The organism is Klebsiella sp. MISC125 (genome assembly GCF_051131775.1).
Lineage (GTDB): Bacteria > Pseudomonadota > Gammaproteobacteria > Enterobacterales > Enterobacteriaceae > Klebsiella.
Window position 1 is genome coordinate 3,117,558 of record NZ_CP180448.1, and the last position, 15,249, is coordinate 3,132,806.

General features: G+C 50.2%; 19 protein-coding genes. 8 read left to right on the top strand and 11 right to left on the bottom strand.

The window, feature by feature from the left end:
- Positions 1-71: 71 nt before the first annotated feature.
- Positions 72-1,394: an NAD(P)/FAD-dependent oxidoreductase gene (locus tag ACMYSL_RS14765; RefSeq protein WP_434663865.1), complete on the top strand. Its 1,323-nt coding sequence runs from the start codon at positions 72-74 to the stop codon at positions 1,392-1,394.
- 59 nt (positions 1,395-1,453) lie between these two features.
- Here ACMYSL_RS14765 and map read toward each other — a convergent pair whose 3' ends face one another.
- The 3 genes from map to ACMYSL_RS14780 form a co-directional block, all read right to left on the bottom strand.
- Complete coding sequence (map, locus tag ACMYSL_RS14770) at positions 1,454-2,233, bottom strand: type I methionyl aminopeptidase (RefSeq protein WP_181486229.1); 780 nt, start codon at positions 2,231-2,233, stop codon at positions 1,454-1,456.
- The gene (locus tag ACMYSL_RS14775; protein ID WP_004102160.1) at positions 2,214-2,432 is read right to left on the bottom strand and encodes a ParD-like family protein; all 219 of its coding nucleotides are present in this window, start codon (positions 2,430-2,432) and stop codon (positions 2,214-2,216) included. The genes map and ACMYSL_RS14775 overlap by 20 nt, the downstream gene beginning before the upstream one ends.
- A gap of 242 nt (positions 2,433-2,674) precedes the next feature.
- Positions 2,675-2,977, bottom strand: coding sequence for a putative quinol monooxygenase (locus ACMYSL_RS14780; protein ID WP_139539801.1), 303 nt, complete (start codon positions 2,975-2,977; stop codon positions 2,675-2,677).
- Positions 2,978-3,085: 108 nt separating this feature from the next.
- On the opposite strand from ACMYSL_RS14780, the gene ACMYSL_RS14785 reads away from it, so the two are divergent.
- Both ACMYSL_RS14785 and ACMYSL_RS14790 read left to right on the top strand, forming a co-directional pair.
- Positions 3,086-3,349 (top strand): hypothetical protein, encoded by a 264-nt coding sequence (locus tag ACMYSL_RS14785; RefSeq protein ID WP_434663868.1) that lies wholly within the window; start codon positions 3,086-3,088, stop codon positions 3,347-3,349.
- Positions 3,333-3,539 carry a helix-turn-helix domain-containing protein gene (locus ACMYSL_RS14790; protein WP_434663870.1) on the top strand — a complete coding sequence of 69 codons (207 nt, stop codon included), beginning with the start codon at positions 3,333-3,335 and terminating at the stop codon, positions 3,537-3,539. Before ACMYSL_RS14785 ends, ACMYSL_RS14790 begins: the two co-directional genes overlap by 17 nt.
- On the opposite strand, the gene ACMYSL_RS14795 is transcribed toward ACMYSL_RS14790, so the two are convergent.
- The 7 genes from ACMYSL_RS14795 to ACMYSL_RS14825 are packed head-to-tail and all read right to left on the bottom strand — an operon-like array spanning position 3,536 to position 8,850.
- Positions 3,536-4,291: a GntR family transcriptional regulator gene (locus ACMYSL_RS14795; RefSeq protein WP_434663872.1), complete on the bottom strand. Its 756-nt coding sequence runs from the start codon at positions 4,289-4,291 to the stop codon at positions 3,536-3,538. The two genes, ACMYSL_RS14790 and ACMYSL_RS14795, sit on opposite strands and share 4 nt — an antisense overlap.
- A 13-nt stretch (positions 4,292-4,304) precedes the next feature.
- Entirely contained in the window at positions 4,305-5,045 is a 741-nt protein-coding gene (locus ACMYSL_RS14800) for a sugar isomerase domain-containing protein (RefSeq protein ID WP_434663875.1), read from the bottom strand.
- A 14-nt stretch (positions 5,046-5,059) separates the two neighbouring features.
- On the bottom strand, positions 5,060-6,370 hold the full coding sequence (locus ACMYSL_RS14805) for a PTS ascorbate transporter subunit IIC (protein WP_304259082.1): 1,311 nt from the start codon (positions 6,368-6,370) through the stop codon (positions 5,060-5,062).
- Positions 6,367-6,654: a PTS sugar transporter subunit IIB gene (locus tag ACMYSL_RS14810; RefSeq protein WP_434663879.1), complete on the bottom strand. Its 288-nt coding sequence runs from the start codon at positions 6,652-6,654 to the stop codon at positions 6,367-6,369. Before ACMYSL_RS14810 ends, ACMYSL_RS14805 begins: the two co-directional genes overlap by 4 nt.
- A gap of 45 nt (positions 6,655-6,699) precedes the next feature.
- A complete protein-coding gene (locus ACMYSL_RS14815) occupies positions 6,700-7,134 on the bottom strand; it encodes a PTS sugar transporter subunit IIA (RefSeq protein WP_434663881.1) in 435 nt (144 codons plus the stop codon).
- Positions 7,106-7,867 (bottom strand): creatininase family protein, encoded by a 762-nt coding sequence (locus ACMYSL_RS14820; protein ID WP_434663884.1) that lies wholly within the window; start codon positions 7,865-7,867, stop codon positions 7,106-7,108. The genes ACMYSL_RS14815 and ACMYSL_RS14820 overlap by 29 nt, the downstream gene beginning before the upstream one ends.
- 11 nt (positions 7,868-7,878) lie before the next feature.
- A complete protein-coding gene (locus tag ACMYSL_RS14825; RefSeq protein WP_434664093.1) occupies positions 7,879-8,850 on the bottom strand; it encodes a phosphotriesterase family protein in 972 nt (323 codons plus the stop codon).
- 415 nt (positions 8,851-9,265) lie between these two features.
- Between ACMYSL_RS14825 and ACMYSL_RS14830 the strand changes: the two genes are divergently transcribed.
- From ACMYSL_RS14830 to tnpA, 3 genes are all read left to right on the top strand, one after another.
- On the top strand, positions 9,266-9,514 hold the full coding sequence (locus tag ACMYSL_RS14830) for a hypothetical protein (RefSeq protein ID WP_434663887.1): 249 nt from the start codon (positions 9,266-9,268) through the stop codon (positions 9,512-9,514).
- Positions 9,515-9,704: 190 nt separating this feature from the next.
- On the top strand, positions 9,705-9,929 hold the full coding sequence (locus tag ACMYSL_RS14835) for a YdcH family protein (protein ID WP_080828775.1): 225 nt from the start codon (positions 9,705-9,707) through the stop codon (positions 9,927-9,929).
- 182 nt (positions 9,930-10,111) lie between these two features.
- Positions 10,112-10,570, top strand: a complete 459-nt coding sequence (tnpA, locus tag ACMYSL_RS14840) for an IS200/IS605-like element IS1541C family transposase (protein WP_434663890.1) — start codon at positions 10,112-10,114, stop codon at positions 10,568-10,570.
- A 114-nt stretch (positions 10,571-10,684) separates the two neighbouring features.
- Here the strand turns inward: tnpA and ACMYSL_RS14845 are convergent, their stop codons facing one another.
- Positions 10,685-11,521: an alpha/beta fold hydrolase gene (locus ACMYSL_RS14845; protein ID WP_182238619.1), complete on the bottom strand. Its 837-nt coding sequence runs from the start codon at positions 11,519-11,521 to the stop codon at positions 10,685-10,687.
- A gap of 690 nt (positions 11,522-12,211) precedes the next feature.
- Between ACMYSL_RS14845 and ACMYSL_RS14850 the strand changes: the two genes are divergently transcribed.
- Together ACMYSL_RS14850 and ACMYSL_RS14855 are read left to right on the top strand one after the other, a co-directional pair.
- Entirely contained in the window at positions 12,212-13,495 is a 1,284-nt protein-coding gene (locus ACMYSL_RS14850) for a TULIP family P47-like protein (RefSeq protein ID WP_434663892.1), read from the top strand.
- 164 nt (positions 13,496-13,659) lie between these two features.
- Complete coding sequence (locus ACMYSL_RS14855) at positions 13,660-15,228, top strand: TULIP family P47-like protein (RefSeq protein ID WP_434663895.1); 1,569 nt, start codon at positions 13,660-13,662, stop codon at positions 15,226-15,228.
- The last annotated feature ends 21 nt before the right edge of the window (positions 15,229-15,249 follow it).

Sequence of the window (15,249 nt, forward strand, 5' to 3'; positions counted from 1 at the left end):
CCAACAAAACGAAGTCCGGCGAGCTTATTCACATCTGCCATGCAGGTGTTTTTGCCACAGGGAGAATAACCGTGAAATTTGCATCAATCCCTTTCAATCAAAATCAGGTGGGATGGCCGCTTAATGAGATTGACAGAGAGTTACAACCGCAGCTGAGCGGTGATATCAACGCTGATTGGGTCGTCATTGGCTCCGGCTATGCTGGCGTGAGCTTTGCCCGCCGGTTAGCCAGCCTCAACCCGCAGCTGAAAATTGTGCTTATTGACGCCGAATCTGCGGCGACCAGTTCCTCAGCCCGAAATTCAGGGTTTGTTATTGGCCTGCCGCATAATATCGGTAGCTCTACCGCCGAGCTGAAAAAAGCGCAGGACTATCGCGCCCTGCTCCAGGAAGGGATCCGCCTGCTAGAAGAAACGGTGACTGCACAGCAGATTGAGTGTGAGTGGGAAAACGTTGGCAAATATCACTGCCAGATTGACCCATCCAGCGAAGCCATTATGCAGGAGTACGTTGATAACCTTCAGCTTATGCAGGAACCCTACAGCCTGTTGAATAGAGAAGAGCTGTATCAGAAGCTGGGAACTCGGATCTACAGTAAAGGCATCTATACCCCCAGCTGTATTCTGGTAAATCCGGCAAAACTGATTGCGGGCCTCGCGCGCCATCTCCCGGAAAACGTCACGGTTTACCATCAGACGCCTGCGCTGGCTATTCACAACGAAAACGGCGGTATCAGGGTGACAACCCTACAGGGAACGATTCAGGCCAGGCAGATTATGCTGGCGACTAATGCGCTTTCTCGTGAACTCTCTCCAGTGATAAGTCGCCAGGCGTCAATGGCGACCTATGCCAGCATCACCGCCCCGCTTACAGCTGAACAGCGCCAGCGTCTGCCCGCAATGGAAAGTTGGGGGCTGACGCCGGTGAATGCCATCGCCGGGGCCACGCTGCGCTATACCCGAGATCATCGTTTTCTGATTCGCCAGCATGTCGATCCGGCGCTGCGGGGCGTCATCACTGCGGGACAAACCGCCAACGCCGCGCGCCAGCATCTGGCGTTATTCCACAATGCCTACCCGGAACTGCGAGATGTGCCGCTGGAAAGGACCTGGTCCGGGACGATTAGCGTGACCCGCAACGGTGCGCCGGTCTGGGGGCGACTTGCGCCGCAGGTGTGGACCGCCGGAGGCTGTAACGGTGCCGGGGTGTCAAAACAAACTATCGCCGGGACGCTGCTCGCCGACCTGGCACTGGGGCAGGATAACCCGCTGATCGCGGCGATGCAGTCGCTGGGGCAGGCAAACTTTATGCCGCCCTCCCCGTTCCTGGATATCGGCGTGGCGGGTGCATTGTGGAAGGAGCGCTATATGGGGCGTAAAGAAACGGCGATGTAGTCGCCGCTGGCGGGAGTTAAACAGGTTTCAGTCGGCAGGATTGAAACCTGTTGTCTGGCTTAATCCGGGATCGCTTCACCTTTACGCAGCGTCAATACTTCAAACCCCTGCGCGGTGACGGCAATGGTGTGTTCCCATTGCGCCGAAAGTTTCTTATCGCGGGTGACCACCGTCCAACCGTCTTTTTTGTTTTTTATCCGGCTATCGCCCTGATTCACCATCGGTTCAATGGTAAATACCATCCCTTCTTTAAGTACGGCACCGGTACCGGGTTTGCCGTAGTGCAACACCTGAGGATCCTCGTGCATCTCTATACCGACGCCGTGTCCGCAGTACTCTCTGACCACGCTGTAGCCGTTGCTTTCAACATAGGACTGGATCGCATGGCCGATGTCGCCCAAGGTTGCGCCGGGTTTAACAACCTTGATCCCCTTCCACATCGCTTCATAGGTTTTCTTCACCAGTCGACGAGCCAGTGGAGAAACATCACCAATCAGGTACATCTTGCTGGAGTCGGCAATTAGCCCGCCTTTTTCCAGCGTAATGTCGACGTTAACAATCATGCCGGATTTCAGATGTTCCGTTTCCTTCGGCATACCGTGGCAAACCACGTCATTGATCGACGTATTTAGTACGTAGGGGAAATCATACTGACCTTTACTGGCCGGGCGCGAATGCAACTCGTTGACGATAAAATCCTCAACCCGATTGTTGATGGCCATGGTGGTGACGCCAGGCTGAATAAAGGTATCCAGCATGTCAAAGACCGAGGCCAGCAGTTCGCCTGCGTGGCGCTGGCGGGCGAGTTCGTCAGTGGTTTTAATGGGAATTGATAGCATTGATCACCTCCAGCAAACGATCGGAGCCGGACTTCAGCATCATCAGTTTAATTTGCTGATGGTTAAGCTCAGGATAAAGCTCGCTCATCATTCCAAGGCGGATCCAGTACTCCGCCTGCGCGTTGACCGAACGCGACATCGCCTTGCTGGCATCACGGATGTCGTCATGCAGCAGGTCAGAAATTTTCACAATACCCATTTATACGTACCGTAACGATTTATATATGTATCGTATATTACGCCACCTCGGTTAAGCGGACAACTTTGGCGACCCATGTTTTTTGAAGCCCGCACGATCAATATTAAAATCATTCACTCGACTAACGTTATCATCAGGCCTGTAGCAGAAGTTTCTTCCTTAACCCTGACCTGAATATAATTCGACTCAAATACTTTCTGATAACTGCAAATCTCAACACTGAGAACCGTTCCTTCTTAATTTCACGAACTCACCTCGCTTACCTGGCAACTCATCAGTATGTATTGAGCATCTTTCCGCTTATGGTGATCTATTAACGGCACAAGTCGCCTGAAATGTTCACTTGCACAATGCAGGTCAAGCGCCGCCCGATCCGGCCACTCTTCGATAAAAATGAAATGACCCGGATCTTTTTCATCAATATACAGATCATAAGCGATGCAAAGAGGTTCCTTTTTAGTGGACGCTATTAACTCGCGGTACAAAGGCATAACAGCCTCAATATCCTCAGGTTTTATAAAATCTTCGGCGATGACTTTTAACATTCCAACCTCCATGAAAAAGAAGAATGTGTACACTATGGCGTAAAGAGATTTTTGGCAAAGGTAACAATGGCCAGAAAATTGCGGGAAGCCAGGGGATGATACCGAGGTTTGCAACCGACGATCCTGACTCACGAGTCGGCTATTATAGCGCTGGCGATGCTGGGTATGGGCGTTTTGCTGCCGCTGTTTCGATTTCTGGTCCCGCTGGTCTATTTCTGGCCGCATCCCTATGCCCAGATCATTCTTTTGCTTAGCGATTTTGTGCTGCTGCTAACGGGCGGCTTGTTATTTTTGACGTTTCGCTCCATGCTCCGGAGATCTGAACAGAAAATGAGAATAAGGGGTTCATCTGACTATGGCAGTGGTGGTTAATCTGGACAAAATGCTGGTGGAGAGAAAAATGACGTCCAGGGCGCTGGCGGCTTATGTCGGGATCACCGAGCAGAACCTGTCGCTGCTCAAATCGGGAAAGGTGAAAGGTATTCGTTTTGATACGCTGGCAAAAATCTGCCAGGCGCTGGAGTGTCAGCCAGGCGATATTCTCGCCTGGGAAACGGATTAACGCCCTTTATCAATCATACAGTTCCACTGTTGGCTCACGCTGCTCTGGCTGGTAGCGATCTGTAGCGACAGGCTGGCATCAAGGGTATGCGTGACGCTGTATTCAAGCACCACGTCATCCAGATCGCGGGCGACTCGCTCAATGCGAAACAGCGGGCGCCCCGGCTCAATATTTAACAATCCCGCCGTGCGGGTATCGCAGGAAACCGGCGTATAGCGCTCCGTGGCGTTGGCTGGCGAGTAGCCGAAGGTTTCCCGCAGCTGCTTATACAGCGATCGGCTGCCGTCGACGTGGCTGAGATCGTTATAAATCCGCCCATTTAGCCAGGTCAGAACGTGGCCGACCGGTTTTTTCCCCTGCACCAACAACCGCTCCAGGCGCATCAGCTGGCTGCCTAAAGCCAACCCCATTCGCTCCGCCACGTCCTTATCTGCCATGGTCGAAATTAACGACAGCACGTCCACTTCGACGGCCCCTGGCGCATCAAAGGTGGTCAGTACATCCGGGAGGTCGGTGTAGTATTTCTGCAACGCATCGCGGTTAATAAAGGTCCCTTTCCCCTGCTCCCGATACACCATGCCAATGCTGGCCAGCGAATCTATCGCCTGTTTAATGGTGCCGCGCGCGACCTTGAACTCCCCGGCGAGCAGCAGCTCACCCGGGAGTTTATCGTCATAGGTAAAAGAGAGGATCCGCTGCAGGATAACGTCTTTTATCCTTAAATAGAGAGGGAGTCCATTCGACTCAAACATACTTGTGCTCCACTCAGAGGTAGTGTATCTGGCTCCTGTATGTGCTCAGTATATCCTGATTTATCGCCTGATTACCGTCTATGTTTGCGCTGGCGAGAATGGGCGGCGTGCGCTCATTTTCCAGCATGATTTCACAAATAAGTAGCACCAGACTGTTGGCAATCGTCGCGCCCATAATGGTGGATAACGGCGCGGCTTTCTGCGCCAGGCCCGGCAGGCTAACGGAAGCATCGCCGTACTCGCAGTGGTTATCGATGGTGATGTCGGCAATATCGACCAGCAGCTTGCCGCTGGAGTGGCGCGACGTCACCCGCGCCGCCGTTGCGAGGCTGGTAATAGCAATAACCTTTGCCCCACCGGATTTCGCCGCCAGCGCGACATCAATCGTAATCGCGTTTCGCCCAGAGACTGAGTGAATCAACAGCGTGTCACCCGCCCGCAGCGGCGACTGCTCAACCAGCACTCGCCCCAGATTTTCCACATTCTCCACCGCGCTGGTCAGGGTTAATGGCCTGACGTTAAGCATCAGTGCGGGAGTGAAAAGCGGATTGATAATGGCCAGACCGCCTGCCCGATAGCTCATCTCTTCCGCCAGAATTCCGGCGTGGCTGGCCCCGAAAACAAAGATATTGCGCTGTGCCAGGATGCTCTGCGCCATCATTTCCGCCGCCTGTAGTAGCTCATCTGGACGTTGTTCGAGAAAAGCCAGCTTCTGGCGGATTTGGCTGTAATACTGCTTCAATGCATCGCTCATCTATTTTCTCCCCGTCAAAACGTCAGCATGCTGGTCAAAAGGTGAATAAGCGGCGCAAGAACAAACATATCGCTGTCGCCGGCCCACAATGCGGTGTCGGGAATGGTGTTGTTGATAAAACCAGTCACGCAGAAATATTGCCCCCACGCGACCACCGTCGAGGTGATAAATCCCGCCAATAGCGCACCTTTATAGCCGCCGGTAATGTTGCCGAAAACCCCTGCCGTACCGGCGTGGAAGAAAATCACAATCATGCTGGGAATAAACACGTAGCCGGTGTAGCGGCCAATCAGGGTCAACCACAGCAGCGAACCCACAAACGCGCCGACAAAGCCCAACACCACCGCGTTTGGTGCAAAGTTAAACAGAATTGGGCAGTCCAGCGCCGGTTTTGCGCCGGGAACCAGCCGCGAACCAATGCCGTTAAACGCCGGTACCATTTCACCAATAAACATGCGCACGCCAAGCAGCACCACGGCGATGCCTCCGGTAAACATCAGCGACTGTTTGAGCGCGTAGATGTAGAAGCTCAGGTCGCCAGATTGGGCAAGAATTTCAGCCGCCTTCGCCGTGCCTTTTATTTGCAGAATAAAGGTGCCGATAAAAAACAACAGCGACATCGTTAATGCGGTCACCACGTTGGAATCGCGCAGAAAACCTAGCTTTTTCGGGACTTTGATATCCTCGGAGCTGATTTTATTACGCGCAAATAGCTGTCCAAACAGCGCCCCAAGCAGAGCCACCGAGGCCGAAGTATGCCCCAGCGCCACGTTGTCGTTACCGGTAATTTTGCGTACCCAGGGCTGGACCAGCGCGGGTTGTAACGTCCAGTACAGGCCCATAATCACCGTCAGCATTAGCGTTAACTGCACCGCTGAAATACCGGGTTCGGTGTTCACCATTACCCCGGCAAAAATCATTGTGGTCCAGAACATCATATGCCCGGTGAGATAGATATATTTAAAGCGCGTGAGCCGGGCCAGCAGCAGGTTGATGGCGAATCCCCCAGCGATGGCGATCGTCACGCTGCTGCCGTAGCGCTCGCTAAAACGCGCCTGACCGATAATATTGGTCAGGTTCATCGAACTGAGGCCGAATACCTCGGTCCAGATAGGCTGAAAAATCAGTAAAGCGGAAACGATAATCCCGGCTCCCGCGCCGATGATCAGAAAGCCCAGGATCCCTTTCAGAGTGCCGGAAACAATATCAGCGAGCGGTTTCTTTTGCAGCACCAGGCCCAGCAACACAATCAGGCCAATTAAAATCGACGCCTCACCAAAAATATTGATCGTTATCCAGCGCAGAACGCCAAGAAATTCACTCATGACGGCGCTCCCGGTTGCAGAATATTGGCCTGCGTCAATGCCCGGATTATTTCAGCGTTGTCGATATAGTTATTCACCACCACCACCGGGCAGGACAAATGTTTTAGATTGTCCACCAGTTCGGCATTGGTGATCACTACATCGGCATTAGTCGATGCGGCTGAAGAAACATCCATATGTTCAACGGAGGCCTGAATACCGTGCTGTTTTAACACCGTTTCGACGTTCATTTTTAAAATCAGGCTTGAGCCCATACCTAAACCACAGACTGTCAGAATTTTCATCGCTATTCACTCCGTGTTAATTAAGCTACAGACGCTGCGAGCAGCCTACGACGCGCTGGCTAACAGCTGATAAAGTTGTTCAGGATCGTGAGAATGCATCAGGGTATGCAGGTTATGTTCATCGCTCAGCACGGTGACGATATGCTGGATAAGATGGATATGCGCATCGCTGCTGGTTGCCGAAAGCCCCAGCACCACCTGCACCGGGTCGTTTTCCGCATGACCAAACGCCAGCGGCTCGCGCAGCCGGATTAGGCTGATTTGCGCCTTAATGGCCCCCTGTTCGGGGCGGGCGTGAGGCAGCGCCAGCCCTGGCGTAATGACAAAATAGGGGCCAAGCTCACGGTAGCTATCAACCATGGCCTGAACGTATTGCGGGCTACAGGCTCCCGCACGGCAGAGCGCCTGCCCCGCTTCGCAAATTGCTTCCTCCGGGCTGCTGGCCGGGCAATCAACCTTTATCGACTGACGTTCGATCATCGGTGGCTCCTTGCGTTAAGTGATGGCGAATAGAAGCCAGCGTGGTTTCCAGCGCCTGCTGAACGAAGGCGCGGCCTTTCTCTTCGCAGGCGCAGGTGGGGTCACCCAGCACGGCGTAATCAGAAAACTCGGTCCAGCGTATCGGTTGATAGCGGAAATTCTGTGGAAATACCGGATAGTGCGCACGGGCGTTCGCCATGGTGACGAACTCCGGGGCCAGCGCCAGCATCAGCGAGGTTTCAACCTCATCAGCATGCATATAGCCGGGATAAGCCACCGCCGAGGTTTGCCGCTTTTGCACCTCCTGCTCCATACCTGCCCAGCTGTAGCTGAGCAACGTGATGTCTTTCTCCTTAAGCTGGCGGGAAGCCGCTTTAATCGCGTCAAAATTGCCGTAATGTGCGTTAATTACCGCCATGGTGGTAATGCCGTAGCTGGCCATGTTGTCCGCCAGCGACACCAGCATCGACGTCAGTTGTTCATTGCCGATATCAATGGCTCCCGCGTGCCCGCGCAGCGACCACACCTGGCTGTAAGAAATAACGGGCAGGCTCAGCGCGCACTCGCCTAACTGTTCATCGAGCAGCGCGCAAAAGCGCTCGGCCAGCAGGTTGTCGGTATCCAGCGGCAGGTGATCGCCGTGTGGCTCGACCGCACCCAGCGGCAGCAAGGCAATCTGCGCCTTCTGCAGTGCGAGCCGGGCTTCACGTTCATTTAAATGGTGCAGCTTCATTGCACCTCTCCTTAACCAAAAGCGAAGTAACGCGCCGGGTTTTCAACGAAGAAATCATGCAGTAACGCTTCGCCGTCAAACCCGGCCTCCCGCGCCTCTTCGACGAATCTTGGCCGCCAGTCGCTGAGGATAAACTTCAGCCCCAATCCCCCTTTGCCGTAATGCGCGCTCATCGATTTGCGGGCAAAATCGCCGCCGATGAGTATTTGCTTTTGATAACCTTGCTGGCACAGCGCCAGAATGGCCTGGGTGCGGATATGTTCAGGGTAATATTTGATGCGGCTGATACCGTCAAAAGAGAGAAACGCCCCGGTGTTGGCGATCTGACGGTGCAGCCAGGGATCGGGGTTGCGATCCATGTGAGTGAAACATAAGCGGGAAAGATCCAGCCCCAGACGGGTAAAAATCTGCGCCTGTTCTAATCCCATCGTCCCCATTTCCGTATGGCTGTGCATCGGCGCGCCAGTGCGTTGCTGGGCGCGAACAATGACTTCCATGGTTTTTCTCTCTAACGGAGAAATCGTGTTATATCCCGTACCGCACTTCACCACCCCGGCCCGATGCGGGGTCCCTTCGATCCCCTCGGTGACTTCGTGGCAGACGTGCTCAACCAGTTCATCAATTTCTGAGTTGGCAATCCAGTCAGCAAAGCTTTGTGAAAAACCTGGACGCAGGCTGCTCCACAGAAAGCCTTTGTTAAAACCGGCGGTGGCGATAATGTGCAGTTGCTGCCGCTGGGCCATTTCCGCGACGGTTGCCGCATGGCGACCGTAATCCGGGGCGGTGGCGTCGTAGATAGCGTTGCCACCAGCCAGACGGAAATCACTTAACTCACGCTCGGAAGCCTGCGGGTCGTCCAGCAAAAGGTCGTCATCCTGACGTTCTGCCCAATAAGGCGGAATACAGTAGATATGATCGTGGCTGTAGGTCACGCCCAGTTGATTAGCGGCAATGTCGCCGTTTAAGGTACGAATGATGCCCATGTTTCTTGCTCCCTGGAACGGATAAGAAGGTGCTTTCAACATAGGCGAGCGCCACTTGTCCAGTCAAGTGATCAAGTTCGCATCAATAATACAAAATTCTTATCTGTGAGCCAGGTCTGATGTTCAAGTTTTAACCCGTCGAGCGTGCCCACTTATCGTTTGAACACGCTTTTTGCATTTCAGAGAATGTGACGTTGTCACATACGATTTTATCAAAGAGAAAGTTATTCTAATGGAATTAAATCTGCCCTTTTGCGTCATGAATTAATTATTTTTCCTTTAAAAACAAAACAATGAGCACTCAAGCAAGACGATAAGTTTCCGGCTAATAATTACGTTAATTGATTAAAATGTTTAATTGAATGAATCGATAAAAGGAGTATTGTTAAAAACAATGATGAGCGGAGATAAGTAAATGTTACGAGATTTTTTGTTGGTAGAAAAAGAAGATCGCCTGGTTGAACAACAATGCGCAAGCGACGATATGATAAACGCAACGGATGTCACTGAATGGATCATTATCAATAGCAATGGCGACAAAAAAGGCCGCGTGGCCTTATTTAATCAGTTTACTACTCGTCGTTCGTATTGTGTGAATTACCGCATAACGCAGTTTGATAATAGTGGACGAGTTATTGTCGACCGCCTGGCGGATTCCATTTAATTACTAAAACCCCACCAGCGGCTAAGAGCCTAATGGGATAGGCTCTTAGTTACGGCCCCCCTCCCCAGCGCCTGAAATTCCTCTGCCTGTAACATAAACGCGACACTGTTCTCATTACCATTTCATTGCTGTGGTTAATCTAAACGTGTGTGTCTTCGTACACACGTTTTTCTATCAACAAGGAAGGTACATGTTTCCAGAACACAGAGAGTTGATTTCTCGATTGAAAACCTCGCACTCGCGCTTTCAATCGCTATTCGAAAAACATAACGCGCTCGATCACGATATTTCCCGGATAGAAGGAGCTGACGGCAAAGGATACAGTCTTGAGCTTGTTCATATGAAGAAAGAAAAACTTCTGTTGAAGGATGAGTTACTGAAAATCCTCCAGCATGAGAGCCTGAATCAGGCCTGACGCTTCGATTAAGGCCGCCATCTGGCGGCCTTTCTGATTGTGCACAGAAAACCTCCAGCTAGGCTGGAGGTTCCGTAAAGCTTTCAGCTTTGAGCCAGTTATAAAAACCCCTTTTGATTTGTTAAAACAGTTTGCGGTCTGGCAACTGCAAACGTTCAACAAGAAATCAAAAGGGGGTCCCAATGAGGGACGAAAAGAGCTTAGCGCACACGCGATGGAACTGTAAATATCACATAGTTTTTGCGCCGAAGTACCGAAGAAAGGTGTTCTACGGGGAAAAGCGCAAAGCGATAGGCAGTATCTTAAGAAAGCTGTGCGAATGTAAAAACGTGAATATTCTGGAAGCAGAATGCTGTGTGGATCACATCCATATGCTTCTGGAAATCCCGCCCAAAATGAGTGTGTCGGGATTTATGGGGTACCTGAAGGGAAAGAGCAGCCTGATGCTTTATGAGCAGTTTGGCGATTTGAAGTTCAAATACCGTAACAGGGAATTCTGGTGCCGAGGGTATTACGTTGATACGGTTGGGAAAAATACAGCCAGGATACAAGAATACATAAAGCACCAGTTGGAAGAGGATAAAATGGGTGAGCAACTCTCGATCCCCTATCCAGGCAGCCCGTTTACGGGCCGTAAGTAATCCATAAATGCAAATGTCAGATCGCGATGCGCCTGTTAGGGCGCGGCTGGCAACAGAGCCTTATAGGCGCATATGAAAAACCTCCGGCTATGCCGGAGGATATTTATTTCTCAGTTACGATCGAATAAACGCCAGCAGATCGGCGTTAATCACATCAGCATGGGTGGTATGCATACCGTGCGGGTAGCCGGGGTAAATTTTTAGCTGGCTATCAGACAGTAGTTTATCCTGCAATATCGCCGCGTTCTGATAGGGAACAACCTGATCATCATCCCCCTGCATAACCAGCACCGGTAGCGTAATGGCTTTTAAATCCTCGGTCTGATCGGTTTCAGAAAACGCCTTAATCCCCTCATAGTGTGCCTTCGCACTGCCAATCATGCCCTGACGCCACCAGTTCTGAATGGTACCTTGCGACACTTCTGCGCCATCGCGGTTAAAGCCATAAAAAGGCCCGGAAGCGACGTCGAGATAAAACTGCGCACGGTTAGCAGCCAGCGCCTGGCGAAAACCATCAAAAACTTCAACAGGCGTCCCGCCTGGATTGCTGTCCGTTTTGACCATCAATGGCGGAACCGAACTGATAAGCACCGCTTTGGCGACGCGTCCCTGTGGTTGGCCGTACTTTGCAACATAGCGCGCAACCTGCCCGCCGCCGGTAGAATGCCCGATATGCACGGCGTTATGCAGATCCAGATGTTCCGCCACAGCCGAAGCGTCCGCGGCGTAATGATCCATATCATGACCTTCACTCACCTGGTCTGAGCGACCGTGACCGCGCCGGTCAATAGCAATCACCCGGAAGCCTTCTGCCAGGAAAAACAGCATCTGATTATCCCAATCATCCGCACTTAACGGCCAGCCATGGTGAAATACAATGGGCTGCGCATCTCTGGAACCCCAGTCTTTATAGAAAATATTAACGCCGTCTTTGGTTGTCACAAATGCCATGCTACAAACTCCTCTATTGAGAAAACAAGGCTGCTGGCTGACGCCTGCAGTGAGTCGGGTGTTCTGTCTGGTGGCTATCACGTCTCGTGGGCATGAAAATGGTTTGGCTGAAAAAGTGTAGATGATTTTTGGCGATGCGGGGGTTCACATTTCATTGTGCGTTTGAAGGCACCAGATGCTTGATCGGGATGAGTGTCGTGTTACGTGATAATGAATCTTGCCACCTTTAAGCAACTCGAATTATTTAGGGTATATATCTGCGGACATAAACACAGCATTCTTTACTCAATTTGAAAGCACGTGATATAGGGTAAGAATCTTCAATTGTAGATACAATGCAGTTATTAGCAAGGAGCATTTTTTTCATGTTTTTTTCCAGTTTCATTAGCTCGCTGAATTTTCAATAGATAATGATTGTTAACGGACTTCTTTATGAAACCTAACCCACTGAAATATTTATTTTATTATTTTATACGAACTTAACTGACATTTAAACATATATATAATTTGCATTTTATTAATTAGACTTGAATTTCAACAAGTAATTATTTACAAGACGGCACTGGCATTAAAAAAGATGCGTATCGGCTACATTACAATCTATTGACACTCGCACAACGCTGAACTATCACTAATCCAGTAGGAATGTTCTCCATTAAATACCTATACTTTCTATCGAGGGCTGCCAAAATGAATTTATTTGGTTGGGATACCGCTTATGCGGTAGATATCCGTGAGGCTAATAATGCTCTGTCGCAAACCGCATCAACGTTAATTCCCGGATTTAATAGTGAGATCCATAGTCAGCTAGGTGATTTCAATATCGAGGTGAAATTTGGCCAATGGCAAATCGTCACGGGCGGTAGTAATGGCGCATTACTAAACCTGGAAATTAACTTCCAGACCGGGACATTAACCTCGTCTAATAGCAGTCCAATAGATCTGGCTGGGGCAGCAGCATTAATGCAGATATCTTTGGCTTTACTTCCTTCACCAACAGACCCGGCGGTAAAGGTTCTGCGGTTTGCTTTCGAAAAAGCCGGGACTCTAGGAGGACAAGGATATCCAGGGCTGGTGCTGCCGTTAGGCTTTTCAAAATTACCTCCGGCTGTGGATGTCCAGGCCATTATTCTTAATGCATTAGCGCAAGCGCTAGTCGATCATGCCAACGAACTCAGTTTTATATTTGCCTCCATTAACCCTGTCCAACCGGGAGCGGAAAGCTGGTTGGCACCACAAAATGTTGCCTATGCATACTTTGAACTGAATAGCCCTAAACGCGGCTATCTGGTGCTATTATCAAGTGCTCAGTCAATCGATAATCTTCCCCTTATTTGCGATCCAGCACTGGTGAAGCAAGGCAGTGCCTCCTCGGGGTTTGCATTTTCTAACCTACTTTATTTTAAAAATGTTATTTTGCCCGGATTATTAGCCTCATTACCGGCTGGAACGCCAGCGGATGCTTTCGTCATTAATTCAGGGGCAGTGACTTCGCTTTCTCTCAGGCCAGGTACATCAATATCTCTTGGGGGAATGAAAGAGGCCGCAATTACCTATTACCCCAGAATGTCACGTATGGTCGCTACCGCACACAATAATTCACTCAATGTTCAGGCTAGTGGAGATTGTGATTTTTATGCTGGTTTGAGTGGTAGCTGGAATGTTACTGCCAATAATTCGTTCTATTTTAATAGCGATAATAAAACCATCAGTTTCTTATCAGATCCGAATCCAAATTCGGGCTATGACATCGACATCCCTTGGTACTGGATACCACTTGGGCCAGTTATTTATGGTATCTGTGCCGCGGTAGTCAGTCTCATTGCCCGCGCTCTGGTCAAAGATTTATCAGATAAGATCTCCGGGAATTTTTTTCCTGCCGTACCTCCTTCATCCGTTCATTTTATTGGAGCAAGTAGTTTTGTTGCTGATTCCGTTACAATGGAAGATGCGATTGTGATGACCAGCAAATAATCTGTGGTACTCCCCGGAAATGGTTAACTGGAGACATTTATCGTTCCAGATAGGTTAGCTACGTAAGTTCAGTGAAATATTTTCACTCGTAGTTTAATACCGTCGCCAGTATTTGGGGATTAAAACAGCCATGTATTTAAACAACCTCATCGGAGAGTTATAGTATGAGTGAAATTAAGGATCCTGTTTCTCAAGATGACACTGCCCCCACTAAACGCTCGGTCAGAATTCAAATTCCAGGCATTTTTGGCGCCCCGCATGTCGGTGCCGCATCACTCGGCGCGGTTGGCCCACAGTCGCCCGGAATCGCTGGCCATACGGCGTTGAGGACCGTGCAACAAAACGATACCCTTGGATGGGATACCGTATTTGCGGTACCGGTAAAAAATGTGAATACGGCCTTTGCTGCTTCCAGGGCATACCCTGAATCATTTGATTACACGCTTAATAGTTCGATTATTAACGTCAATATTAAAGGTAAATTCGGTGCCTGGGCACTCACGACCGGGGGAAGCGGCGGAATTGTACGCATGGCGCTTCCAATTAGTAGCGGTACTTTCACCCCCGTTGGTGTGCAGCCAATTGATATGGCAGGGGGAAAAGTAACCATTTCGGTAAATTTGGTTTATGTTCCGCAACCGCAGATACCTGAGAATGGCACACTGAATGCCCTACGGTTCAATACTCAGTCACAAAGCGGTCTTTATCCAGTCACAGTCCTGCAAGTTGAATTGCCTGCTTCCAGCGACCCAGCGGTACTGGCAACGGCCTCTGCGGCTTTTGAAGCCTATTTGAATCAAAACCTGTCTGCGTTTACCTACGTTTTTAATACTATCAACCTCAATATGGTGGCCGATAAAGAAAGTTTCCAATGGCTTAAACCAACTTACAGTAGCTACGCCTATTATGATGCTGCCAGTATTGATAACGCCGTATTTGGTGTTCTTTGTATGGTACAAGATAATGAGCCGGGGACTGCGGCTAACCAACTCGGTCCAATGGCTATTCCTCCAGAATCACAATCCGGGTTTTCAGTTTCCCAGCCATTATTTATGAAACAAATGGTTTTGCCCGGTTTACCTGTAGCATTTGGTCAAAATACCACAGCAGATGATTTTAAGTTATTAGCAATCGACACCACCATTATTGCGAATAGGCAACTTCCCACGGCCCCCGTAAAATATGGAGCAATTAACTACCATCCTAAAATCGAGCAATTTCGACTTTGGATTGATGCTGATATGATTTGTATTTACTCGAAGGTGCACTGTCATATTTCAGCTGGCATAGATGCTTATTACGAAGAAACCTGTTATCTCTCGCTTCAGTTGGTAACGAAAGAAGATGGTACCAGCACACTTGGCTATGTAGAAGCCGCTCCCCCTAACCAAAATCACTGGGTAGACATCGCAAACTGGATTGTGATTACTCAAGTACTGATTGCATTGTTGGGCGCAGTGATCAGCACCATCGTGGGCGTTTTGGCGACGACCACCGCACGTATTGTGGTGGCCTGCGTCATTGCGGTTGTGATGGGGGCGGCTGCTATTACGGCCAGTCTGGTCGCCACTATCGTTGGTGGCGGTGTCGCAGATCATCTGCCTTCGGTTGAGGGTTTGGTAATTGATATGACCAATCCAGTCAGCTGGCCTGACGGCACATCATTTACCCCTACGCTCGCCCAACTGAATGGAACATTCCAGTTTGGTGGGAATGCATTTATCACCGCATAGGTCACCGCTGAAATAGCTACC